Genomic DNA, 22,054 nt, shown 5'->3' on the forward strand with positions numbered 1-22,054 from the left:
TTGTTCTATATTCACAAAAAAATCCGTAGTTAGTTTCCTAACTACGGATTTTGCATGATCGTTTGGATCGGTCAACCGGTCATTTTCTTAACTGATCGGCATTAAGCCAATGCTACCTTTTATATATTTTTAGAGTGCTAAATCTATATTATTATCTAAACAGCACATCTTCTCTGTTAAACCATTTAACGCAAAATGCCAGTAGTCCGGCTGCAATGATTGCAGTTGCTAAAAATATTAAGCCTACAAATGTGTAATCAACAGTCCCTTTTACTATTTCTTTAATTGCTAAAGCCACGTTTGTAACAGGAATGAATGCTGTTTTAGCAGTAAGCTCCATATTTGGCATTATTGAAATAATAATAGGGAAAAACACGCCCATACTTAAGGGGGCCATATAGTTTTGTGCTTCTTTAAACGTACGTGCATAAATAGATATAGCCAGTGCCAAAGCCGAAAATATAGCAGCCACAGGCAGTAGCAATACAAATATCATCAGTAAATCGGTTACCGCTAATGTACTAAATGCCGCTTTAATAAAATCTAGATCGGCAAATGCTAACGCCAGTGCTATCCAGCAGCCCATACTTAAGACCGTTATGGTTGTGGAGGCAATGGATGTAGTTAACAAAGTTATAAATTTACCAAGCACCAGCTCTGTACGCGTAATAGGTGTAAGTAGGAGTGTTTCTAGCGTGCCGCGTTCTTTTTCGCCAGCGCCTAAATCAATAGCGGGATAAGTAGCCCCCATTAGTACTAATGGTATAAGTAAGTAAGGTAAAAAACCGCCAATTTTTTCGCCAAGGTTTTCACGTTTATCGGCTGTATCCACCTTAATTACTTCAATTGGGTTAAGAATAGATTTTTGAACAGACTCTTCAATACCAAAACTGATTAGCTTTTGAGTTTGCAGTACGTCACTGTATTCTTTTGCTAGCTCTTTGACGCGTTCGAATAAAAAGTTAATAGATTTTGAATCGTTAAAAACAACCTGCCACTGACTTTGTTCACCATTATCTAGTGTTTGCTCAGCATGGCTTGGTAAATAAATACCCATATCAATATCGCCAGCTATAACACCAGCTTTAAGCTCTTCAATGTTATTAAAGGTTTTAGCCCCTTTATAAAGCTCAAAACTTTTGTGATAAAACACTTTATCAGTAAATTCTTGTGCATATTCACCATTAATAATGGCATACGTATTTACTTTTTGTTCTGCGTCCATTGCTGCTTGTGAGCTTATAAATGCCATTACGGCAAACAATAACGGAAATATAGCGACAGGAAGCGCAACAACAAATAATAGCGTTTTTTTGTCGCGTAATAACTCTCTTAATTCCTTTTTAAATACCTCAAACATCATGTTTCTCCGTTAATATGTTCATAAACGCTTGATTAAGCTCATCACTATTACCTGCTTGTTTAAATTCATCTACTGTTCCGTCAAAGCAGCTAATACCTTCGTTAATTACAGCTACTCGGTCACATAAAAGTGCAACTTCATCTAAATGATGGGTAGAAAAAATAACAGGAGTACCTTGCGCCTTTAAACCCTTAATAAATTGAATAACGGTTTGCGTGGTCATTATATCGAGACCCGTTGTTGGCTCATCAAGCACAACAACTGCTGGGCGATGCACAACAGCACGCGCTATATTTGCTTTTTGCTTCATACCTGTTGATAGGTTTTCTGCGCGTTTATCTACAAACTTATGCATATCAAGCAATGTAAATAGCTCATCACAACGCGATGCAATATCGCTTTTGCTCATACCGTGGAGCTTTGCAAAATACTCTATGTTTTCTTTTACAGTTAAGCGGCCATACAAACCGGTAGAGCCCGATAAAAAACCGATAGACTTACGCCCCAGTAGCGGTTTTTTTACAATGTCGTTTCCGGCAATTGTTATTGAGCCTTCATCGGGCTTTAACGCGGTTGAAATCATTCTAAGTGTAGTTGTTTTACCCGCACCATTTGGGCCTAGCAATCCAAGTACTTCACCCTTTGCGCAGCTAAAACTCACATCTCGTACTGAGTGAAAATAATCTTTATCTTCACGAGGGTCGATGTCGTCTATTTTATTTTTTTTGTGATCTTTAGTTAGCTTAAATTTCTTTTTAAGCCCAGCAACTTCTATCATGTTCGTATCCTTCGTTTCGCTCTAAAATAATCTGTATTGTTGTAAAAAGAGTCGTCTTTGTTTTCGTCATGCCAGCCTGGCACACCTAATAAAGGCAGTGGTGAAAGCTGTTTGTTATCGGCTAAGCAGTTATCTGTATTAATCATCTCATAAAGGGCTTGGTCTAGGTACTGATATTGAGTAACTAAATCTTTACAAAATATTTCATCCGGTACACAAACAAACAATGCTTTACCCGTTAAACCTATATAAGGTTTGGTGAGCATTTCATAATTAGCATGGCCAAACATAAAAGGTTTTATTGTTTTACCCCACTCATGTTTGTGTTCAACAAATGCTGTTTTCCATTGATGATCGCAAAGCCACTGCTGCCATTTACTCTCACTTATAGCTAATACAACACCACATTCATCAAAGAGCGTTAATGCATTACGATGTTTGGTACGCTGTTGTAATCCATGTTCAGCTATATCTTGTACATGCCGCTGGTTTATAAGTGCTTTAGTTTTAGGAAATAAACACCAAATAAAGCCACCAAATAAGTCATGCCAGTTCTCACTGCGTGTAGGTACAACACCCGTTTCAAAAATAACTTGTTCGTAATAACGATCGCCAAAATCTACCTTTGCATCATCTTCAAAAGTAATAGGAATATTATTCGCATTAATAGCGGTTAAAAATGGAGAAAACCACTGCGGCGCCGGCCAATCTGTTAGTTCGTTAACTTTAAACAGCTCACGTAAATGCGCAAATGCACCTGTTTCTAAACTACTGATTTGCCACTGCTCGGGGGGAGTAAAACGCTTCATTTAAACCTTTAACAATTTATGCCTATAATTTACGAGAAGTTTACCGCAAAAACTGGTTCTACTTAATAGAAGTTAATATACTAATCACAACTTAAAACAAAAAAAGAGCTGACATGAAACATTATTTCTCTCTCACACTCCTCGCTACCGCTGTTTTAGCAGGTTGCGCAACAACAAGTATTACACCTACTGATGTAACAAATGGTTATAACAGTATCCAAGCTGATGAACTGGCTAAACATGTAAAAGTACTTGCATCGGACGAATTTGGTGGTCGTGCTCCTTCATCACCAGGCGAAAAGCTAACGCTTGATTATTTAACTGCGCAGTTTAAAGCTTTAGGTTTAAAACCAGGTAATGGCGACAGTTACTTACAAGAAGTGCCATTAGTTTCTTTAGAAGCTGATTCGAACATGGTGCTTAGTATTGGCGGTAAAGACTACCAATACACAAAAGACATGGTTATGGGTAGCAGTCGGATAAGTGCTCAAGAAAGCATAGAAAACTCTGAACTTGTATTTGTGGGCTACGGCGTTAATGCACCTGAATACAATTGGAATGATTACGAAGGTTTAAACGTTAAGGGCAAAACGGTTGTAATGCTGGTTAACGATCCGGGTTTTGCAACAAAAGACCCTGCTTTATTTACTGGCGACGCGATGACCTATTATGGGCGTTGGACATATAAATACGAAGAAGCGAGTCGCCGTGGTGCCGCAGGTGCAATTATCATTCATGAAACAGCACCTGCATCTTATCCGTGGTCGGTTGTTGAAAACTCGTGGAGCGGCGAGCAGTTTGGTTTTCAAAAAGAAAACAACAACATGGACCGTGTAGCTGTTGAAGGCTGGGTTACAACTGACGTAGCAAAAGAGCTCTTTACTAAAGCAGGTTTAGATTTTGATACCGTTAAAACGAATGCTGCCAAAGGTGCTTACCATGTTGATATGGGCGATTTAACTGCTTCTGTTACTATTAAAAACACGATTAAAAAATCGGTGTCATATAACTTTATCGCCACTTTACCTGGTAGTGAAAAACCAGATGAGCATGTTATTTACTCAGCTCATTGGGATCACTTAGGCACAGATAAAACACGTAAAGGCGATCAAATTTATAACGGTGCTCACGATAATGCAACGGGTACAGCGGGTCTTATTGAAGTAGCTGAAGCTTTTACTAAATTACCTAAGCATCCTAGCCGCTCGATGACCTTTTTAGCGGTAACTGCTGAAGAGCAAGGCTTATTAGGGTCTAAATACTATGCGGCAAATCCTGTGATTGCAGCGAATAAAACAGTCGCTAACATAAACATGGATAGCTTAAATTTATTAGGCAAAGTAAAAGATATGAACGTGGTTGGTATTGGTAAATCTCAAATGGATGAGTTTTTAACTAATGCAGCTAAAGAGCAAGGCAGAACAATATCTGGCGATCCTAAACCATCATCGGGTGGTTACTACCGCTCTGATCACTTTGCATTTGCAAATATGGGTATTCCGGCAATGTATGCAGGCGGTGGAACTGTGGCTGCTGATGAAGAAACAGCTAATTATCGTAAACGCATGAGCTTAGTACTTCGCGGTTGTTACCATCAACCGTGCGACCGCTACCGTGATGAATGGGATTTATCGGGTGCTGTTCAAGACTTACAATTATTTTATAAAGTAGGTTTTGATATTTCTGAAACAGAACAGTGGCCAACATGGAATACAAACTCTGAATTTCAGCGTAAGTAGCCTTATTTGAGTTTACTTATCGAAAAATTCAAAGTGAGTAATCGATTTAAATAGATGTAAATGATATTGATTATCATTTAATTAAAATATACAGTGTGACCTAGTTAATTTATTAGGTCGCATTGTATGATTTCACTCCCTCACATTGGTTTTATTACTCCTGCCTCAAAACGATTTTTGAGCCAAAATAAACGCTTACTGCTGCCTTTATTTATTTTAACTTGCCTTGCAATACCGCAATTACGCGAAATAACAATGACCGCACTGAGTGATGCATTTTTTCAAGTGAGTGTGTTTGTTGCTGCTACCCTTTTAATTTATTACTACGCTATAGAACACTTACCTCAATTAGAGCTTAGTTATTTAAGTGCCAAGTCCCCTATTTTAGAAATTAGCTTTGCAGCGGTTTTAGGTGCATTACCTGGCTGTGGTGGCGCTATTATTGTGGTTACTCAATTTACAAAAGGCCAAGCAAGCTTTGGTGCTATTGTTGCTGTGCTAACAGCTACAATGGGAGATGCAGCATTTTTATTACTTGCTACCCGCCCTACTGAAGGCTTGTTAATTATGGGAATAGGGTTAGTTGTGGGTACATTCAGTGGTTTACTGGTTAATACAATACACAAAAAAGACTTTTTACGACCAACAGCGCAAGAACAAAACCACCAAATTAAAATACTCTCAACTAACATTATTAAAATCAGCAAACCGGTTTGGATGGCAGCAATTATCCCAAGCCTTATAATTGCCTTTTTGATTGCGTTTAATGTTGATTTTTCACAGTTTGGTTCAAGCACAAGTACTGTAATTACGCTATTTGGTGCATTAATGGCTTTATTTATTGTTAGTATTTGGGCACTTTCGTCAAGAGGTGAAAGCTATCAAGAAGTAACGTCAGAAGACGATGCATGTAACCCCCCTTCTAAAATAATAAAAGTATTACAAGATACCCATTTTGTAACGGCATGGGTTGTAGCCTCTTTTATGCTATTTGAGATTTTGGTTAATATTGCAGGACTTGATTTAAAAACGTGGTTTGTACATTACGCCTATTTAGCCCCATTAATTGCAGTGCTTATTGGATTTTTACCCGGCTGTGGCCCGCAAATAATTGTTACAACGCTTTATATTCAAGGCATTATTCCCTTTAGTGCTTTAGCAGGAAACGCAATTTCTAACGATGGTGATGCGTTATTTCCAGCAATAGCAATGGCGCCCAAAGCTGCAGTTATAGCTACACTTTATACATCTATTCCCGCATTAATAGTTGGTTATGGGTTGTATTTTTTTGCTGAAATTTAAAAAATGAGATTTAAAAAACACAAAAAAGCTCAGCAATTGCTGAGCTTTTAACATGTTAAGTTATTCTTACTTATAAAGTTGCAGGTTCTACTGCTAATTCTTTTGGATTTGGACCAAAATCATTTTCGCCTTCGTGTGAATCTTGAGCAAGGAAAACAATTAAAACAATCCAGCCGATTACTGGCACTAACCAAAGTAGCTGCCACCATCCTGAACGGCCTGTATCGTGTAAACGACGTGCACCCGCACTCAATTGAGGGATCAATAAAGCTAAGCTATATATTGAGCTTACGAACATTGTGTTTGTAATACCATCTATAACACTTGTTAAAAGCGAAAAAATAATATTAATTAGCATAAACATCCAAAATGCTTTACGACGATTACGGCCTGAAAAATCTGCGTAGCTACGCAACGCGTTCATATAATGTTCCATGAAATTTCCTTAGTGTTATTTTTTATATTCCCTAACGGGGTTAACTTTATTACTTTTTAGTAACATTTGTATCTTAATTAAAAACAGCTGACATTAAAACAAAAAACCAGCTAAAAGCTGGTTTTTATTAAATATTAACAATTTAGCTATTAACTCATAGCCATCATCATTGCCGATGGGTTTTCTAAGTAAGACTTCCATAGGTTATTAAAACGAGCAATAGTGCCCCCATCAATAACACGATGATCGCCAGACCAGCTCACTTGCATAATAGCTTTACTCACAACCTGCCCACTTTCATCAAAACGCGGTAGATGCTGCAGTTTACCTAGCGCAACAATAGCCACTTCTGGTTTATTAATTATAGGGGACGCGATAGTGCCGCCAATAGCACCAATGTTAGAGATGCTAATTGTCCCACCTTTTAAATCATCGGGTGCAACACGGCCTTCTCGCGCAGAATGAGTTAAACGGGTTAAATCATTTGCCACATCAACAATGCTTTTACTCTGGCACGATTTAATATTAGGCACTAACAAGCCAATTTTAGAATCAACCGCTATACCGATATTATGATCGTTATAATAGGTAAGCTCTGAGCATTCATCGTTCACTTTTGAATTAAGTACAGGGTACTCTTTCATTGCTAGCGAGAGTGCTTTTACAAAAAATGGCATCATGGTGAGCTTAACGCCTTGTGCTTTATACTGCTCTTTTAAAGCGCTACGCAAAGCTATAAGCTGTGTTAAGTCTATTTCATCACTAAACGTAAAGTGCGGAATAGTTGAAACCGAAGCTACCATTTGCTTGGCCATGGCCGCTTTAATACCTTTAATTTGCTCTACTCGTACGCCACCGCTTTGATTCTGTGTTTGGTTTTGTACTGCACTTTGAGAAGCATCGCTATTAAGCGGTGAAGTATCAATAGTATTTGGCACTTCGCCTTTTACAAACTCTTCAATATCTTGCTTGTAAATACGTCCATTTTTACCACTACCTGGTACACAGGTTAAATCAACATCTAGCTCACGTGCTTTACGACGAACCGCAGGTGATGCAACCGCTTTTTGATTGATAACTTTAGCAGTTTGCTGTGTTTTAACAGGGGCAACTTTTTCAGCGACGGCATTAGTTTGAGCCTTTACGACCGCTTGGTTTATATCAACATTTGGTTTTGCTGCACTGCCTGCAATTGTCATTTGAAACAACGGGCTATGTACTTTTGCTATTTCACCTTTCTGGTAATATAGTTTTTTTACTGTGCCTGTATATTTTGCCGGAATTTGTACTAATGCTTTGTCGGTCATTACGTCACAAACCGCTTGGTCTTCTTCTATTTCGTCGCCTTCAGCAACTAACCAATCAACAATCTCACACTCAACAATACCTTCACCAATATCCGGTAATATAAAGTCCTCAACCACATCAGCTGCATCATTAGTTTTATTTTCAGCTTGTACTGGCTCTTGTACTACTTCATTGCTAATGCTTTCACCTGCTACATCCATAGCGAATAAAGGGGCATGTACTTTAGCAATCTCACCTTTTAGATAATATAGCTTTGAAATAACGCCATCATGCACTGCCGGAATTTGTACTAATGCTTTGTCTGTCATAACATCGCAAATTGGCTGATCTTCAGATACGGTATCGCCTTCTTGTACTAGCCATTCAACTACTTCGCATTCAACAATGCCTTCACCAATATCGGGTAATATAAAATCTTTAGCCATGGTAACCCCTAAAAATCCATTGATTGTTTAATTGCAGCCAACACTTTTAGTGCATCCGGTACGTATTCTTTTTCAAGTGCCAGCGGGTATGGCGTATCTAGACCACATACACGTAAAATTGGCGACTCTAAATGCAAGAAACACTCTTGTTGTATTGTCGCGGCTATCTCTGCACCAAAGCCATTGGTTATAGGCGCTTCATGACTCACGATTAAACGGCCGGTTTTAATAACCGATTTAGCAATCGTTTCAACATCCCATGGTAAAATACTACGAAGATCAATAACTTCACAGCTTATACCTTGCTCACTTGCTTGCTTTGCTGCATCTTCAATAATCTCCATTTGAGCACCCCACGCTAAAAGCGTAATATCGGCCCCCTCTTGTACTACTTCAGCCGTGCCTAATTCAATACTATAATCTTCTTCTGGCACTTCGCCAATTGATGCACGATATAAACGCTTAGGCTCAAAAAATATGACCGGGTTATCATCTTTAATTGATGCACGTAATAAACCTTTAGCTTGATAAGGGTTACGCGGTACAACTACTTTCAAACCAGGTGTGTGCGCAAAATACGCCTCGGGTGATTGTGAATGGTATAAACCACCGGCAATACCGCCACCATAAGGTGTACGAATAGTTAAGTTACCGACATTAAATTCATTACCACTGCGATAACGAAATTTAGCGGCTTCATTTACTATTTGATCAAACGCTGGGAAAATATAATCAGCAAATTGAATTTCTGCCAATGCAGGCGCACCAAAAGCAGCTAAACCATTAGCAAAACCTAAAATACCTTGCTCGGTTAAAGGCGTATTAAAAACACGATGTTTACCGTACTTCTCTTGCAAGCCCGATGTTGCTCTAAATACACCACCGAAGTAACCAACATCTTCACCAAAAATACAGGCTTGAGGGTGTTCATTCATCGTAATATCGAGAGCAGAGTTAATTGCGTGGAGCATGTTCATTTTAGCCATTACTTAATTCTCCCTGCGGTTACTGGGTAAGCATCTGGATGCTGTTTTATATGTTCTTTTAGTTGCTCGTACTGGCGTTGCAGTAATGGAATTGGTGTATCGTAAACGTCAGATACCAGTTCTTCTAAAGCGGGCTTTGCTACAACTTCAGCACGTTTAAGCGCTGCTAAAATTTCTTCACGAATCGACTCTTTTGCTTTTATATCGTCTTCTTCGTTTAACCAGTCTTGCTTGACCAGCCATTTTCTAAATTTATCAATAGGACACGTTTGATGATTCGCTTCTTCATCTTTAGAGCGATAACCACTTGGATCGTCTGACGTAGAGTGCGCACCCAAACGATAAGCAATCGATTCAATAAGTACAGGTTCACCTTGTGTTGAGGCTATTTCGCGTGCTTTTTTAGTTGCCGCATAAACAGCAAGTGCATCTGTGCCATCAACACGAATTGTTTTAATGCCATAACCCACACCACGCGACGCAATACCGTCGCCTTTAAACTGCTCATCAGCAGGGGTAGATATGGCATAGCCGTTATTACGTGCAAAAAATATAACCGGCGCTTTGTGAACAGCGGCCATATTTAAACCGGCATGAAAGTCACCTTCAGAAGCAGCACCTTCACCAAAGTAACAAATAGTCACATTATCAATTGTGCTGGCAAGCTCGCCTGTTTTAGCGTCGATGTGCTTTATTTTTTGGCCATATGCATAACCCGTTGCCTGTGGTATTTGCGTACCCAATGGCGATGAAATCGTCATGTAGTTTAGCGCTTTAGACCCATAATGAATTGGCATTTGACGGCCTTTGCCTAAATCCAATTCATTTGAAAACATTTGGTTCATAAATTGATCAAGCGTAAAGCCACGATAATGCAGGGCTGCCTGTTCACGATATTGAGCCATGATCATATCGTCTTGATCCAGTGCAGCAGCAGAGGCTGTAACTGCGGCTTCTTCGCCTAGGCATTGCATATAAAAACTAACACGGCCTTGGCGCTGCGCGCCTTGCATACGTTCATCTAACAAACGTATAAAACGCATTGTTTCATATAACTTAATAGCGGTATGTTTTGAAATGTCAGGTGCGGTTGCACTAGGATGAATGTCGCCGTCCTCAGTTAAAATACTAAGGGTTGGAATATTAAGCGCTTGACCATCAATAAATTCAAGCTCGTGGTTAATATTCAGCGATACGTTATTTGGATTACTCATAACCTACCTTCTTTTGTTGTCGGTAAAACAGTGCCCCTTTAAATTATTATTGTGGGTGATTGTTGCTGGTTAAACTTTGCAACATCTGCACTATCTTTAATTAAAGCTGCCAACACTTTACGTTAACGTAAAGTGTTATTCAACAGATCTGGGACGAAACAAAAGCAAATACTGGTTAAATAAGTGGCAAGTTAACGATACGGTTACTTTAATTAATAGTAATCATATAGTTAACTTTAAGTTGCTAGTGGTCTGATGAGTTAAATTAGACGAAATTGCTATCAATATCCATTGGAATAACAGTAAGGAGTGCTCTTTGCCCTAATGCTACGCTCGCATTTGGAAAAATAATAGCCTCTCCTTCAACGTCAGCGTAAATCGCTGTATCACCGTCGGTTGCAAGTAGTGCACCTTTCGCAAAGCCAGTAAAGTTCTCGGCATCGTCAGAAAAAGGAAAGCTAAAATCGTTCTGCGTTCTATTTATTGTGCGATGGACAGCAAACAATTCAAAATCGTTTGCATTAAATTCAGGATATTTAACTTCATTTTGACTAATTAATGCAGTTAAGGTTTGCTTTGTTTTTTCAAAGCGAGCCATATCGTTTTGACCAAATGGCTTAACTTGACCCAGCTCTACCGTAAAAGAATCAGCACCGTGTATAAATGACGAATAATAGCTAAATGTTGTTGCAGGAGATTTCATCATAAGCACGGTATTTACACCACAACTCAATAAAAATTGTAGCTGCGACTTTTTCCATGGCTTACCATGTAAAAATGGATACACAGCAAATTTTTCGTTTTTAGAGCCTCTAATTGCAGTGTGTAAGTCGTAATGACATCGCGTACTGCCTTGCTCGCCACGTGTATAAAAATCGCTTACGTACTGCTCTAGCTTTGCAGCGCGGTTTCGCTCATTATTCATTGGTACACCTTCAATTGTATGGTGACCATTAAATAATCTATTTAAGTTTTCTTCTACAAAACGCAGGCCAATATTAATTGATTGTGGATTACCGTAAATAAACAAAACACGCTGCTTAAGTATCAGCTCGCCTTTTATAATTTGTTTAATAAGTGCATCACAAATTTCAATTGGCGCAGTTTCGTTACCGTGTACAGCGCTTGAATAAACTACATCTTTTGACGTTATAACAGCAGGTTGAAACTCAATGACTCCGGTATCGTGTATATTTACACGAGTCCCATTATCTAAAACAAACTCACCTGCATCTAAATGCCATTCGTTGTCACGACTAAGCGTTAAAAAATCGCCTGTTTGTTTTAATTCATTTAAGTAAGATGGATTGGCTGACATATAATAAGCCCTTTAAAAATAATGTGAGAGTAGACTCTTATGCATATATTTTTATAAATACACAAGGTATAGAAACGAAAACGGCTGAATAAATCAGCCGTTTTAAAATTATTAGATTAAGTTAGCTTATAACTGAATCTACAAGCTTTTTAGCTTCTTTTTCAAGTAACGCTAAATGCTCTTCACCTTTAAATGATTCAAGGTATATTTTATAAATATCTTCAGTACCTGATGGACGCGCTGCAAACCAGCCATTTTCAGTAACCACTTTTAAACCACCAATGGCAGCATCGTTACCTGGTGCATGAGTCAATTTTTGCAAAATAGGCTCGCCAGCAAGTGTATCTGCTTTTACATCAGAAGCACTCAATGCTTGTAAACGTGATTTTTGACCGCTTGTGGCTGGTGCATCTAGGCGTTTATAAATTGGAGAACCAAACTCTTGTTCTAATTCTTTATAAAGGACTGATGGCGTTTTACCTGTCACAGCAAGTATTTCTGCAGCGAGTAGACCCATAATGAAGCCGTCTTTATCTGTACACCATACAGAGCCATCAAAACGTAAGAATGCAGCACCTGCGCTTTCTTCGCCACCAAAGGCAAGCTTGCCTTTGCTTAAGCCTTCAACAAACCATTTAAAGCCTACTGGTACTTCTTTAACCTTACGGTTGTTACGAGCAGCTACTTTGTCGATCATAGAGCTAGAAACCAATGTTTTACCAATTTCTACGGTTTCATTCCAATCACGGTGTTTAAGTAAGTAATCGATTGCCACTGCTAAAAAGTGGTTTGGATTCATTAAGCCGTCTGGCGTTACAATACCGTGACGATCGTAGTCAGGGTCGTTACCAATAGACACATCAAAATCATCTTTTAGTGCAATAAGATTTGCCATTGAATAAGGTGATGAACAATCCATACGAATTTTGCCGTCTTTATCAAGTGGCATAAAAGCAAAACGTGGATCAACAACATCATTAACTACGGTTAAATCTAAATTATATTTTTTTGCAATGACTGGCCAAAAATTAATACCTGAACCACCTAGTGGATCGATACCAATTTTAATACCTGCATCGCTAATTGCTTTTAAATTAACGATATTTGCTAAGTCATCAATATAAGGAGTCATTAAATCTTCGTAGCGGATAAAGCCAGAACGCGATGCCTTAGCGAATGGGAATAACTCAACTTCAACTAAATCTTCTAGTAAAAGTTGATTAGCTCTGTCTTCAATCCATTTAGTGACGTCGGTATCTGCTGGTCCGCCATTAGGTGGGTTGTATTTAAAGCCACCATCTTCAGGAGGGTTATGCGAAGGCGTAACAACAATCCCGTCTGCTAATTCATTTGGGTGTAGCTTATTGTGGCTAACGATTGCATGGCTAATCACTGGTGTTGGCGTAAAATCACCATCTTCTTGTGTGATCACTTGCACTTCATTCGCAACAAGTACTTCTATTGCAGAGTTAAATGCGGCTTCACTCAATGCGTGTGTGTCTTTGCCTAAAAATAACGGACCAAATATGTCATTTTGTTTTCTGTAATCACAAATAGCCTGAGTAATCGCTAGAATGTGTGACTCGTTAAATTTAACATCGTAAGAACAACCACGGTGGCCTGAGGTACCAAAGGCAACACAATGCTCTGGATTTTGTTCAAGATCAGGTTCATTTAAGTAATACGCAGATACTAATTTAGGTACGTTAACCAGTGCCGATTGTGGAGCAGTTTTGCCTGCGCCTGAGTGAATAGCCATTATATTTCCTTACAGGTAATCGCGAATTTTTTCAGCTTGCTCTGCACTATATCCAAGGCAAAGAGCAACTTCATGAAGCATCATTTTTTTACGCGTTGTATTAGAATTAGTCATAACCCAATATTCACTATCGGTTATGTTTTTAGGATTCATACTACTACCGCTATTTACTAAAGCTTCTTTACTAGTAGCAAAGTAAACACGGTCACGCCCTTTTATGTCTAATACCGCAGAAAAATCAGTTTTATGTGTGCGGTAAAATGCACTTAAAATAAACAAAAAGCGTCCAACAACACCTTTTTGCATTGCCAGCTCTTCTTTATTTAATACATTAAAAACATTATCGCTTTTTTGCTTCACGGGTGCGTGAGCTACAGGCGTTTGTTTTTTTGAAGTCTCAGCAGCAGATGGCTCTGAGCTTTTTAATGTGGCGGTAGACGTAGTCGCAGTTTGATTATTTTGAGTTAGTTCTACGTTTGCGGTTTGAATTTTTTCGCCGCTCAGATTTAATAAACGACGTAAAATAGTGGATGCACTTTCACCAATACTTTGCGTATTGCTAGCAATATATTGATATAACTCGTCGTCTATGTCGATTTGTTTCATGTTCTTCCTGTCATTACGGGTCACATTTTTTTCTCCCGTGTGATTATACCCAAACCAATCAGAAATGCGAGTTACAACAAGCACTCCCGTAAACATATTAATATTTACCTCATTGTTGTTGATTTAACAAACAAAAGCCCAATTTAATAAATAGTCGCTGTATTTTTTGCTTTTTAGAGCAATGCTCGGCAAACTATGGCGAAATTTTCAGGAGGCGGGTATGCAGTTAAATTACAAGCAACAAGGGCAAGGTCCTAATGTTATTTTGATACATGGGCTTTTTGGATCATTAGAAAACCTAAATGTAATAGCAAAACCATTAAGTGAACACTTTACTGTTATTAACGTTGATTTACGTAACCACGGGCTTTCTCCTCATAGTGATGAAATGAACTACCCAGCAATGGCACAAGATATTGTTGAGTTATTAGCACATTTGAACATAGATAAAGCACATTTAGTTGGGCACTCTATGGGTGGTAAAGTGGCAATGGAATTAGCGCTTACACATCCTGAACTTGTAAATAAGCTTGTTGTACTTGATATAGCACCTGTTAGTTACCCTGCTCGGCACACAAAAATATTACAGGCATTAAAAGCGGTTTCAGCACAATCAATTGACGATAGAAAACAAGCTGATGCTCTAATGCAGCCTTACATAGAAGAGCTGGGAGTTCGACAGTTTCTACTTAAAAGCCTCGCTAAAAATGAGGAAGGTCATTTTGCATGGCGATTTAATTTAAATGTGCTTGACGAAAAATATTCTACAATTACATCCAATGTTAATGAAAACAATTCTTGTTTATGCGATACTCTTTTCATTAAAGGTAATGATTCTGACTATATTTTGCCCGAGCATCGTACTGCAATTAAAGCTCGCTTTAAAAATACCAAGGCTAAAATAATTCATGGCGCAGGCCATTGGCTTCATGCACAAAAGCCACTTGCCGTAAATAAAGCGATAAACGACTTTTTAACTGCGGTTTAAAGCAATTTTAATCGCGTGTTTTTGATTTTGCGCACTAAATATATGAATAATTATATGCTATAGTACGCGCCGTTTAATTTAAAGGTTATACGTTGATGGTCAGTCAGTTAATTAACGAATTTGATACCCTAGGGTTGTATTTTGGCTTAGCCGGTATTTTCATATTCATCGGCATGGCAATTAAAGACGTACTAAAAAGTGGCAATGTGCCTAAGTTCGGACAATACATTGTCTGGGGTGTGCTCTTTTTAGGTTGTTCAGGCTTTATTGCTAAAGGTCTTATTCAAGTATTTTGGCAAGGCGCAGGTGTAGGTTAAGCATGGCGAAGTCAGAAACAGATAGAACTACACTCGATTTATTTGAATACGAAAAACGCCCAGGCAGACCTAAAACCAATCCCCTTTCACGGGATATGCAGTTAAAGGTAAATAAACGTAATCAAATAAAAAGAGATAAAGCACGTGGCTTAAAGCGTGTTGAATTTAAAGTTTCATCGCAGTTATATCAAGCATTGAGTGATATGGCAGATGCACAAAATATTAGCCGCAGTGCGCTGATTGAAACGATTTTACAAGAAAGATTGGCTATTGATACATAAAAGGTTTTAAATCCATGGCAAGTGTAGGCATTTTTTTCGGAAGTGACACAGGTAACACAGAACACGTAGCAAAAATGATCCAAAAAGAATTGGGTAAGAAGCTAGTGGCTGTTCATGATATTGCAAAAAGCTCTAAAGAAGAGATTGCTGAATTTGATTTAATCTTATTCGGTATCCCTACTTGGTACTACGGTGAAGCACAATGTGACTGGGATGACTTTTTTCCAGAACTTGAAGAAGTAGACTTTGAAGGTAAACTTGTTGCTATTTTTGGTTGTGGAGACCAAGAAGATTACGCTGAGTACTTTTTAGATGCGATGGGCATGATCAACGATATCGTTACTGAGCGTGGCGCTATTGTTGTTGGTCATTGGCCGAGCGAAAGCTATGACTTTGAAGCATCTAAAGGCATGGCTGATGATAAGCATTTTGTAGGTTTGGGTATCGACGAAGACCGTCAACCAGAGCTTACAGAACAACGTGTTAAAGCATGGTCTGCTCAAGTATATGAAGAGATGTGTTTAAGTGAATTAGCTGACTAATTTACTGCATATATCGCTAGCTGTTTAAATAATTATCAAACAGTTAGCGTTTTAAGCTTTAGTGGCAATATAAATCAATTGTTCTTTGCACTTAACGCTTAGGCACGTTATCCTGTTCGTTGCTAATGTGTCGTGTACATCTTTGCAAGATGTCTAGTATAACCAAATAAAATTGAGACAGATTTAATGACTGATCATAACTTGGAACTTAAAAAAGCCGGTTTAAAAGTAACTTTACCGCGTATTAAAATATTAGAGATTTTACAATCTCCAGATAACCAACACATCAGTGCTGAAGATGTTTACAAAATTCTTTTGGATCTAGGTGAAGAAATTGGTCTTGCAACTGTATACCGCGTACTTAACCAATTTGATGATGCGGGTATTGTAAGCCGTCATCACTTTGAAGGTGGCAAATCAGTATTTGAACTTTCAGGAAGCACACACCACGATCATTTAGTATGTTTGAAGTGTGGCAAAGTTGTAGAGTTTGAAGATGAGATGATTGAACGTCGTCAACTTGAAATTTCTGAAGAAAATGGTATTACACTTACAAACCATTCTTTATATTTATACGGTGAGTGTAATGATAAAGCAGCGTGTAAAGAATTTAGCGACGCTAACAGCTAATACCGCTTTTAAAAAGCAATAAAAAACCTGCTAAGTGCAGGTTTTTTTGTGTCTAAAATACGCTTGTAATGAATATCCCCAGTAAATACTGGAGATATTTAGATATTATTTATTGAGTTTTAGACCATGAATCGCGAAGACCCACTGTTTGATTAAATACAACATTCTCTGATTTAGAATCACGAGAGAAATAACCCGTACGCTCAAACTGAAAGCCCTGCTCTGCTTGTGAATTAGCAAGCGATGGCTCTAATTTAGCGTTTGATAAAACAACCAGTGACTCTGGATTTAATGTTGTTTCAAACTCATCAGCGGCTGCTGGGTTTGGAACACTAAACAAACGATCGTATAAACGAACTTCTGCCGTAATAGACTCTGGTGCTGAAACCCAGTGAATAACACCTTTTACTTTACGTCCATCACTTGGATTTTTACCAAGTGTTTCAGTATCGTAAGTACAGAAGATAGTTGTGATTTCACCATTTTCGTCTTTTTCAACACGCTGTGCTTTAATAACATAAGCACCACGTAAGCGTACTTCTTTATCAAGCACTAAACGTTTAAACTTGTTATTCGCTTCTTCTTTAAAGTCTTCTCGTTCTATATAGATTTCACGAGTAAACGGTACATCACGACGACCCATTTCTTCTTTATTTGGGTGGTTAGCCACAGATAAAACCTCAACCTTGTCTGCATCGTAGTTTTCAATAACAACTTTAACAGGATCGAGTACGGCCATTGCACGTGGTGCATTTTCGTTTAGATCTTCACGGATACATGCTTCAAGCATACCCATTTCAACCATATTCTCTTGTTTTGTTACACCAATACGCAAACAAAACTCACGGATTGAACCTGGTGTATAACCACGGCGACGCAGGCCTGCAATTGTAGGCATACGTGGGTCATCCCACCCTTCTACATGGTTATTTACCACTAAATCGCTTAGCTTACGCTTAGACATAATTGTGTATTCAAGATTTAAACGTGAAAACTCAATTTGCTGTGGGTGACACTCTAAACTAATGTTATCAAGTACCCAGTCGTACAAACGACGGTTATCTTGAAATTCGAGTGTACATAATGAATGTGTAATACCTTCGAGTGCATCAGAAATACAGTGCGTGAAGTCATACATTGGGTAAATGCACCACTTGTCTGCTGTTTGATGATGATGAGCAAAACGTACGCGATAAATAATTGGATCGCGAAGCACCATAAATGAGCTTGCCATATCAATTTTAGCACGCAGGACACATTCGCCTTCTTTGAATTCGCCAGCACGCATTTTTTCAAATAACGCTAGGTTTTCTTCAACGGATGTATCTCTGTACGGGCTATTTTTACCTGGCTCTTTCAATGTACCACGGTATTGGCGTGCTTCATCCGCTGTTAAAAAGCAAACGTACGCTAAGCCTTTATTTATAAGCTCAACAGCGTAACCATATAAAGTATCAAAATAGTTAGAAGAATACTTTATATCGCCATCCCAGTTAAAACCTAACCACTGTACGTCTTCTTTTATAGAATTAACGTAGTTAATGTCTTCTTTTTCTGGGTTTGTATCGTCAAAACGTAAGTTACATAAACCGTTATAATCTTTTGCGATGCCAAAATTTAAACAAATTGATTTGGCATGACCAATATGCAAAAAGCCATTTGGTTCAGGTGGAAAACGTGTATGCGTTGTTGCATGCTTTTTACTTGCTAAGTCTTCATCAATTCGGGTTCTAATAAAGTTACTTGGGCGATTCTCAATTTCCGCCATAGGAGTGTAGTCCTCTAAATATTACGTAATAACAAAACTAATGCATTATTACAAAAACATACACTAACATACAGCACTAGATTAAGGTTTATTTTTGATATTGCTTAACTTTAATTCAGCTGAACCATTGTTTATGAATAAAATTTGTTTTAACGCAATATTTAAGTCATCTAAACAGTTTATAGTAGGTAAATAACCTACATTATAAGGATTTAAAGATGGCGACACTTAATCAACATCGTGTATATATTCCAACTAATGCACGCGCTAACCACTACCTTTTAGCTGAAATAACCCCTAATCAGGATTTTTATAAAAGCTTTAGTGATATAAATTGCTGCTATGAACGTATTGCACGCCAGCTGTTTGCTTCTTGTGATGAGTACGAGCTTTATAATGTGCACTTATTAGCGAATGATAAACTACCCGTTGTAAGATTTAATGATGAGTCTTATCAATTAGAAACAGATAAACAAATGCTCTTTTTTTATAATCCCCGTTATCACGAAGCGCATAAGATTTATTACACTGAAGGTACACCGAGTAAAAAAATACGCATTCTATTTTTAGCAACAGGCGATGATTTGCGAGCCAACTCTGCAGAATTTCATAATAAAGTTCAAAAAGTGTTAGACACTTTACAAGGACAACTCTTAATAAATCAGCCCCAGTTTAAACTACGCGACCATCAACACTTAACGTATGACCTATTTGCTAAAGAAAAAGGCAACAAGGAAAGCTATGGTTACAAATTAAGAAGTCTCTACCCTCGCTACCAATCAAGACAATGCAGCATACCCAATGATTATGCAGAGATGACTTACGCCACTTTTACTATACCGGTTTCGCGCGCAATTAAAACGCAGTTTCAAACACTAATGAACACAAACGACTATGCTAAATTTTATGACTACTTTGCATATGCATTTATACGTGCGTGTCAAAATAACAACTTAAACCATGGCGCTATGGTTGCTAACGGCGCAACGCCTATTATACGCAATAGTAAAATAGATAAGAGTGAAGGCAATGATGAACTTCAAAAGTTAAGTTTTGATATTGAATCTAATGAAAATCAAATTAAGCACTTTTCTGAAGCAAGTAAATTAGTAGAAACGCTGCATTTTGTAGTAGTAGCAACGCAGCAGGATAAACATGAAATGGGCTACGGTCGATTTATGAACCAAGTAGAAAAAACAATCTATACTCTGTGTAATGAGCTGGCTATAAATAAACAACGCCAAGACTTATCTGTACGTTTTTTCCAGCATATTAGTTACCCGTTCTAAATTTTCATCTAATAACAAAAAGGCCCGCATGTGCGGGCCTTTTCAAAGGAAACAAGCGATTACCAGCCTGTTTTCTCTTTAAGTGCTTTACCGATATCAGCAAGTGAACGTACAGTTTTTACGCCCGCAGCTTCTAATGCAGCAAATTTCTCATCAGCAGTACCTTTACCGCCGGCAATGATTGCGCCAGCGTGACCCATACGCTTACCTTCTGGTGCAGTAACACCAGCAATGTAAGATACTACAGGTTTAGTTACGTGAGCTTTGATGTACTCTGCAGCTTCTTCTTCTGCAGTACCACCAATTTCACCAATCATTACGATTGCTTCAGTTTGTGGATCTTTTTCGAACATTTCTAGAACGTCGATAAAGTTAGTACCTGGAATTGGATCACCACCAATACCAACACACGTAGACTGACCAAAACCAGCATCAGTAGTTTGCTTAACTGCTTCGTACGTTAAAGTACCAGAGCGAGAAACAATACCTACTTTACCAGGTTTGTGGATATGACCAGGCATGATACCAATCTTAGTCTGACCTGGAGTAATAACACCTGGGCAGTTAGGACCGATCATACGAGTACCTGTTTGATCTAGTTTAATTTTAACATCAACCATATCAAGTGTAGGGATACCTTCAGTAATACAAACTATTAGCTCGATGCCAGCATCGATAGCTTCTAAGATTGCATCTTTACAGAAAGGAGCTGGTACGTAGATAACTGAAGCAGTTGCGCCAGTTTCTTTTACAGCATCACGAACTGTGTTGAATACAGGAAGACCAAGGTGCGTTTGACCGCCTTTACCTGGGCTAACACCACCAACCATTTGTGTACCGTACTCAAGCGCTTGCTCTGAGTGGAAAGTACCTTGGCCACCAGTGAAACCTTGACAGATAACTTTTGTATCTTTATTGATTAATACAGACATTATTTGCCCTCCGCAGCAGCAACAACTTTTTCAGCAGCGTCTGTTAGTGATTCAGCAGCAATGATATCTAGACCAGAGTTCTTAAGAACTTCACGACCTAATTCAGCATTAGTACCTTCTAAACGTACAACTACTGGTACGGTTACGCCAACTTCTTTAACTGCGCCAATGATGCCTTCAGCAATCATGTCACAACGAACGATGCCGCCAAAGATGTTTACTAAAACAGCTTTAACATTGTCGTCAGAAAGAATGATTTTGAATGCTTCAGAAACACGTTCTTTAGTAGCACCGCCACCAACATCCAAGAAGTTAGCCGGCTTGCCGCCGTGTAGGTTTACGATGTCCATAGTACCCATTGCTAGGCCTGCACCGTTAACCATACAACCAACATTACCGTCTAGAGCAACGTAGTTAAGCTCGAAGCTTGCTGCGTGTGCTTCACGAGCATCTTCTTGAGATGGATCGTGGAATTCACGGATTTTAGGTTGACGGTAAAGTGCATTACCATCAATACCGATTTTGCCGTCAAGACAGTGAAGGTTGCCTTCATCTGTAATTACTAACGGGTTGATTTCAAGTAGTGCGAAATCAAAATCAGTGAACATTTTACCAAGACCCATAAAGATCTTAACAAACTGTTTCATTTGTACTGGGTTAAGACCCAATTTGAAACCTAGTTCACGTGCTTGGTAAGCTTGAGGACCTACTAACGGGTCGATCTCTGCTTTGTGGATAAGCTCTGGTGTTTCTTCAGCAACAGTTTCAATTTCAACGCCGCCTTCAGTAGACGCCATGAAAACTACTTTACGAGATGCACGGTCAACTACTGCACCTAGGTACAATTCGTTAGCAATGTCAGTACAGCTTTCTACTAAAATTTTAGCTACTGGCTGGCCTTTCTCGTCTGTTTGGTAAGTAACTAGGTTTTTACCTAACCAATTAGCTGCAAACGCTTTTACTTCTTCGATAGTTTTAACTAGCTTTACACCGCCAGCTTTACCACGTCCACCTGCGTGAACCTGAGTTTTAACAACCCACATATCGCCGCCAATTTTTTCAGCAGCTGCAGCAGCTTCTTCAGGTGTATCGCAAGCGTAACCTGTAGAAACGGGTAAACCATATTCGGCAAAAAGTTGTTTTGCCTGATACTCATGCAAATTCATGATGCTTTATCCAATTTTTTATACTAAAAGAGCTGAATATTTTTTCAAATAAACAACTATCCCAAATTGCGCACCTAGTATAGATCCCAAGGCTTAAC

At 38.6% G+C, this 22,054-nt stretch carries 21 protein-coding genes; 8 read left to right on the forward strand and 13 right to left on the reverse strand.

Annotation, left to right across the window (positions count from 1 at the left end; translation table 11 throughout):
- Nucleotides 1-151 precede the first annotated feature (151 nt).
- The 3 genes from I6F66_RS11385 to I6F66_RS11395 are packed head-to-tail and all read right to left on the reverse strand — an operon-like array spanning nt 152 to nt 2,950.
- The gene (locus I6F66_RS11385) at nt 152-1,360 is read right to left on the reverse strand and encodes an ABC transporter permease (protein WP_008171197.1); all 1,209 of its coding nucleotides are present in this window, start codon (nt 1,358-1,360) and stop codon (nt 152-154) included.
- Nucleotides 1,353-2,141 carry an ABC transporter ATP-binding protein gene (locus I6F66_RS11390; RefSeq protein WP_007586825.1) on the reverse strand — a complete coding sequence of 263 codons (789 nt, stop codon included), beginning with the start codon at nt 2,139-2,141 and terminating at the stop codon, nt 1,353-1,355. Before I6F66_RS11390 ends, I6F66_RS11385 begins: the two co-directional genes overlap by 8 nt.
- Nucleotides 2,138-2,950, reverse strand: coding sequence for a DUF3025 domain-containing protein (locus tag I6F66_RS11395; RefSeq protein WP_165741322.1), 813 nt, complete (start codon nt 2,948-2,950; stop codon nt 2,138-2,140). Before I6F66_RS11395 ends, I6F66_RS11390 begins: the two co-directional genes overlap by 4 nt.
- A gap of 113 nt (nt 2,951-3,063) precedes the next feature.
- Here I6F66_RS11395 and I6F66_RS11400 point away from each other — a divergent pair, with 113 nt between their 5' ends.
- Nucleotides 3,064-4,689 carry a M28 family metallopeptidase gene (locus tag I6F66_RS11400; protein WP_197209298.1) on the forward strand — a complete coding sequence of 542 codons (1,626 nt, stop codon included), beginning with the start codon at nt 3,064-3,066 and terminating at the stop codon, nt 4,687-4,689.
- 126 nt (nt 4,690-4,815) lie between these two features.
- Entirely contained in the window at nt 4,816-5,991 is a 1,176-nt protein-coding gene (locus I6F66_RS11405) for a putative manganese transporter (protein WP_197119333.1), read from the forward strand.
- A 70-nt stretch (nt 5,992-6,061) separates the two neighbouring features.
- Here the strand turns inward: I6F66_RS11405 and I6F66_RS11410 are convergent, their stop codons facing one another.
- The 7 genes from I6F66_RS11410 to seqA all read right to left on the reverse strand — a co-directional run bounded on the left by I6F66_RS11410 (nt 6,062) and on the right by seqA (nt 14,043).
- Nucleotides 6,062-6,427, reverse strand: a complete 366-nt coding sequence (locus tag I6F66_RS11410; protein WP_197119332.1) for a DUF805 domain-containing protein — start codon at nt 6,425-6,427, stop codon at nt 6,062-6,064.
- 149 nt (nt 6,428-6,576) lie between these two features.
- On the reverse strand, nt 6,577-8,160 hold the full coding sequence (locus I6F66_RS11415) for a dihydrolipoyllysine-residue acetyltransferase (RefSeq protein WP_165727888.1): 1,584 nt from the start codon (nt 8,158-8,160) through the stop codon (nt 6,577-6,579).
- Between the two features lie 8 nt (nt 8,161-8,168).
- Complete coding sequence (locus I6F66_RS11420; RefSeq protein WP_008171214.1) at nt 8,169-9,146, reverse strand: alpha-ketoacid dehydrogenase subunit beta; 978 nt, start codon at nt 9,144-9,146, stop codon at nt 8,169-8,171.
- On the reverse strand, nt 9,146-10,360 hold the full coding sequence (locus I6F66_RS11425; RefSeq protein ID WP_024596866.1) for a thiamine pyrophosphate-dependent dehydrogenase E1 component subunit alpha: 1,215 nt from the start codon (nt 10,358-10,360) through the stop codon (nt 9,146-9,148). The genes I6F66_RS11420 and I6F66_RS11425 overlap by 1 nt, the downstream gene beginning before the upstream one ends.
- 265 nt (nt 10,361-10,625) lie before the next feature.
- Nucleotides 10,626-11,678 (reverse strand): succinylglutamate desuccinylase, encoded by a 1,053-nt coding sequence (gene astE / locus I6F66_RS11430; protein WP_165727887.1) that lies wholly within the window; start codon nt 11,676-11,678, stop codon nt 10,626-10,628.
- Between the two features lie 121 nt (nt 11,679-11,799).
- Nucleotides 11,800-13,437 (reverse strand): phosphoglucomutase (alpha-D-glucose-1,6-bisphosphate-dependent), encoded by a 1,638-nt coding sequence (gene pgm / locus I6F66_RS11435; protein WP_165741148.1) that lies wholly within the window; start codon nt 13,435-13,437, stop codon nt 11,800-11,802.
- Between the two features lie 9 nt (nt 13,438-13,446).
- Entirely contained in the window at nt 13,447-14,043 is a 597-nt protein-coding gene (gene seqA, locus I6F66_RS11440; RefSeq protein ID WP_024589204.1) for a replication initiation negative regulator SeqA, read from the reverse strand.
- Nucleotides 14,044-14,263: 220 nt separating this feature from the next.
- Between seqA and I6F66_RS11445 the strand changes: the two genes are divergently transcribed.
- The 5 genes from I6F66_RS11445 to fur all read left to right on the forward strand — a co-directional run bounded on the left by I6F66_RS11445 (nt 14,264) and on the right by fur (nt 16,801).
- A complete protein-coding gene (locus tag I6F66_RS11445; protein WP_007586854.1) occupies nt 14,264-15,031 on the forward strand; it encodes an alpha/beta fold hydrolase in 768 nt (255 codons plus the stop codon).
- Nucleotides 15,032-15,126: 95 nt separating this feature from the next.
- Nucleotides 15,127-15,348, forward strand: a complete 222-nt coding sequence (locus I6F66_RS11450; protein ID WP_002962930.1) for a DUF2788 domain-containing protein — start codon at nt 15,127-15,129, stop codon at nt 15,346-15,348.
- Between the two features lie 2 nt (nt 15,349-15,350).
- Nucleotides 15,351-15,629, forward strand: coding sequence for a LexA regulated protein (ybfE, locus tag I6F66_RS11455; protein ID WP_002962928.1), 279 nt, complete (start codon nt 15,351-15,353; stop codon nt 15,627-15,629).
- A gap of 14 nt (nt 15,630-15,643) precedes the next feature.
- Nucleotides 15,644-16,171, forward strand: a complete 528-nt coding sequence (gene fldA / locus I6F66_RS11460; RefSeq protein ID WP_007586856.1) for a flavodoxin FldA — start codon at nt 15,644-15,646, stop codon at nt 16,169-16,171.
- Between the two features lie 186 nt (nt 16,172-16,357).
- Nucleotides 16,358-16,801 carry a ferric iron uptake transcriptional regulator gene (gene fur, locus I6F66_RS11465; RefSeq protein ID WP_007586857.1) on the forward strand — a complete coding sequence of 148 codons (444 nt, stop codon included), beginning with the start codon at nt 16,358-16,360 and terminating at the stop codon, nt 16,799-16,801.
- Between the two features lie 109 nt (nt 16,802-16,910).
- Here the strand turns inward: fur and glnS are convergent, their stop codons facing one another.
- Entirely contained in the window at nt 16,911-18,569 is a 1,659-nt protein-coding gene (gene glnS / locus I6F66_RS11470; protein ID WP_010552676.1) for a glutamine--tRNA ligase, read from the reverse strand.
- 218 nt (nt 18,570-18,787) lie between these two features.
- Between glnS and I6F66_RS11475 the strand changes: the two genes are divergently transcribed.
- Nucleotides 18,788-19,858 carry a DUF3083 family protein gene (locus tag I6F66_RS11475; protein ID WP_165741149.1) on the forward strand — a complete coding sequence of 357 codons (1,071 nt, stop codon included), beginning with the start codon at nt 18,788-18,790 and terminating at the stop codon, nt 19,856-19,858.
- A gap of 59 nt (nt 19,859-19,917) precedes the next feature.
- Here I6F66_RS11475 and sucD read toward each other — a convergent pair whose 3' ends face one another.
- Together sucD and sucC are read right to left on the reverse strand one after the other, a co-directional pair.
- Nucleotides 19,918-20,790: a succinate--CoA ligase subunit alpha gene (sucD, locus tag I6F66_RS11480; RefSeq protein ID WP_010552674.1), complete on the reverse strand. Its 873-nt coding sequence runs from the start codon at nt 20,788-20,790 to the stop codon at nt 19,918-19,920.
- Complete coding sequence (gene sucC, locus I6F66_RS11485) at nt 20,790-21,956, reverse strand: ADP-forming succinate--CoA ligase subunit beta (protein WP_007586870.1); 1,167 nt, start codon at nt 21,954-21,956, stop codon at nt 20,790-20,792. The genes sucD and sucC overlap by 1 nt, the downstream gene beginning before the upstream one ends.
- Between the last annotated feature and the right edge of the window lie 98 nt (nt 21,957-22,054).

Source organism: Pseudoalteromonas sp. NZS100_1, assembly GCF_015864285.1.
Taxonomy (GTDB): Bacteria; Pseudomonadota; Gammaproteobacteria; order Enterobacterales; family Alteromonadaceae; genus Pseudoalteromonas; species Pseudoalteromonas arctica.

Coding starts and splice junctions, on each gene's coding strand:
- I6F66_RS11385 (WP_008171197.1), bottom strand. CDS start 1,360: ATGTTTGAGGTATTTAAAAAGGAATTAAGAGAGTTATTACGCGACAAA.
- I6F66_RS11390 (WP_007586825.1), bottom strand. CDS start 2,141: ATGATAGAAGTTGCTGGGCTTAAAAAGAAATTTAAGCTAACTAAAGAT.
- I6F66_RS11395 (WP_165741322.1), bottom strand. CDS start 2,950: ATGAAGCGTTTTACTCCCCCCGAGCAGTGGCAAATCAGTAGTTTAGAA.
- I6F66_RS11400 (WP_197209298.1), top strand. CDS start 3,064: ATGAAACATTATTTCTCTCTCACACTCCTCGCTACCGCTGTTTTAGCA.
- I6F66_RS11405 (WP_197119333.1), top strand. CDS start 4,816: ATGATTTCACTCCCTCACATTGGTTTTATTACTCCTGCCTCAAAACGA.
- I6F66_RS11410 (WP_197119332.1), bottom strand. CDS start 6,427: ATGGAACATTATATGAACGCGTTGCGTAGCTACGCAGATTTTTCAGGC.
- I6F66_RS11415 (WP_165727888.1), bottom strand. CDS start 8,160: ATGGCTAAAGATTTTATATTACCCGATATTGGTGAAGGCATTGTTGAA.
- I6F66_RS11420 (WP_008171214.1), bottom strand. CDS start 9,146: ATGGCTAAAATGAACATGCTCCACGCAATTAACTCTGCTCTCGATATT.
- I6F66_RS11425 (WP_024596866.1), bottom strand. CDS start 10,360: ATGAGTAATCCAAATAACGTATCGCTGAATATTAACCACGAGCTTGAA.
- astE (WP_165727887.1), bottom strand. CDS start 11,678: ATGTCAGCCAATCCATCTTACTTAAATGAATTAAAACAAACAGGCGAT.
- pgm (WP_165741148.1), bottom strand. CDS start 13,437: ATGGCTATTCACTCAGGCGCAGGCAAAACTGCTCCACAATCGGCACTG.
- seqA (WP_024589204.1), bottom strand. CDS start 14,043: ATGAAACAAATCGACATAGACGACGAGTTATATCAATATATTGCTAGC.
- I6F66_RS11445 (WP_007586854.1), top strand. CDS start 14,264: ATGCAGTTAAATTACAAGCAACAAGGGCAAGGTCCTAATGTTATTTTG.
- I6F66_RS11450 (WP_002962930.1), top strand. CDS start 15,127: ATGGTCAGTCAGTTAATTAACGAATTTGATACCCTAGGGTTGTATTTT.
- ybfE (WP_002962928.1), top strand. CDS start 15,351: ATGGCGAAGTCAGAAACAGATAGAACTACACTCGATTTATTTGAATAC.
- fldA (WP_007586856.1), top strand. CDS start 15,644: ATGGCAAGTGTAGGCATTTTTTTCGGAAGTGACACAGGTAACACAGAA.
- fur (WP_007586857.1), top strand. CDS start 16,358: ATGACTGATCATAACTTGGAACTTAAAAAAGCCGGTTTAAAAGTAACT.
- glnS (WP_010552676.1), bottom strand. CDS start 18,569: ATGGCGGAAATTGAGAATCGCCCAAGTAACTTTATTAGAACCCGAATT.
- I6F66_RS11475 (WP_165741149.1), top strand. CDS start 18,788: ATGGCGACACTTAATCAACATCGTGTATATATTCCAACTAATGCACGC.
- sucD (WP_010552674.1), bottom strand. CDS start 20,790: ATGTCTGTATTAATCAATAAAGATACAAAAGTTATCTGTCAAGGTTTC.
- sucC (WP_007586870.1), bottom strand. CDS start 21,956: ATGAATTTGCATGAGTATCAGGCAAAACAACTTTTTGCCGAATATGGT.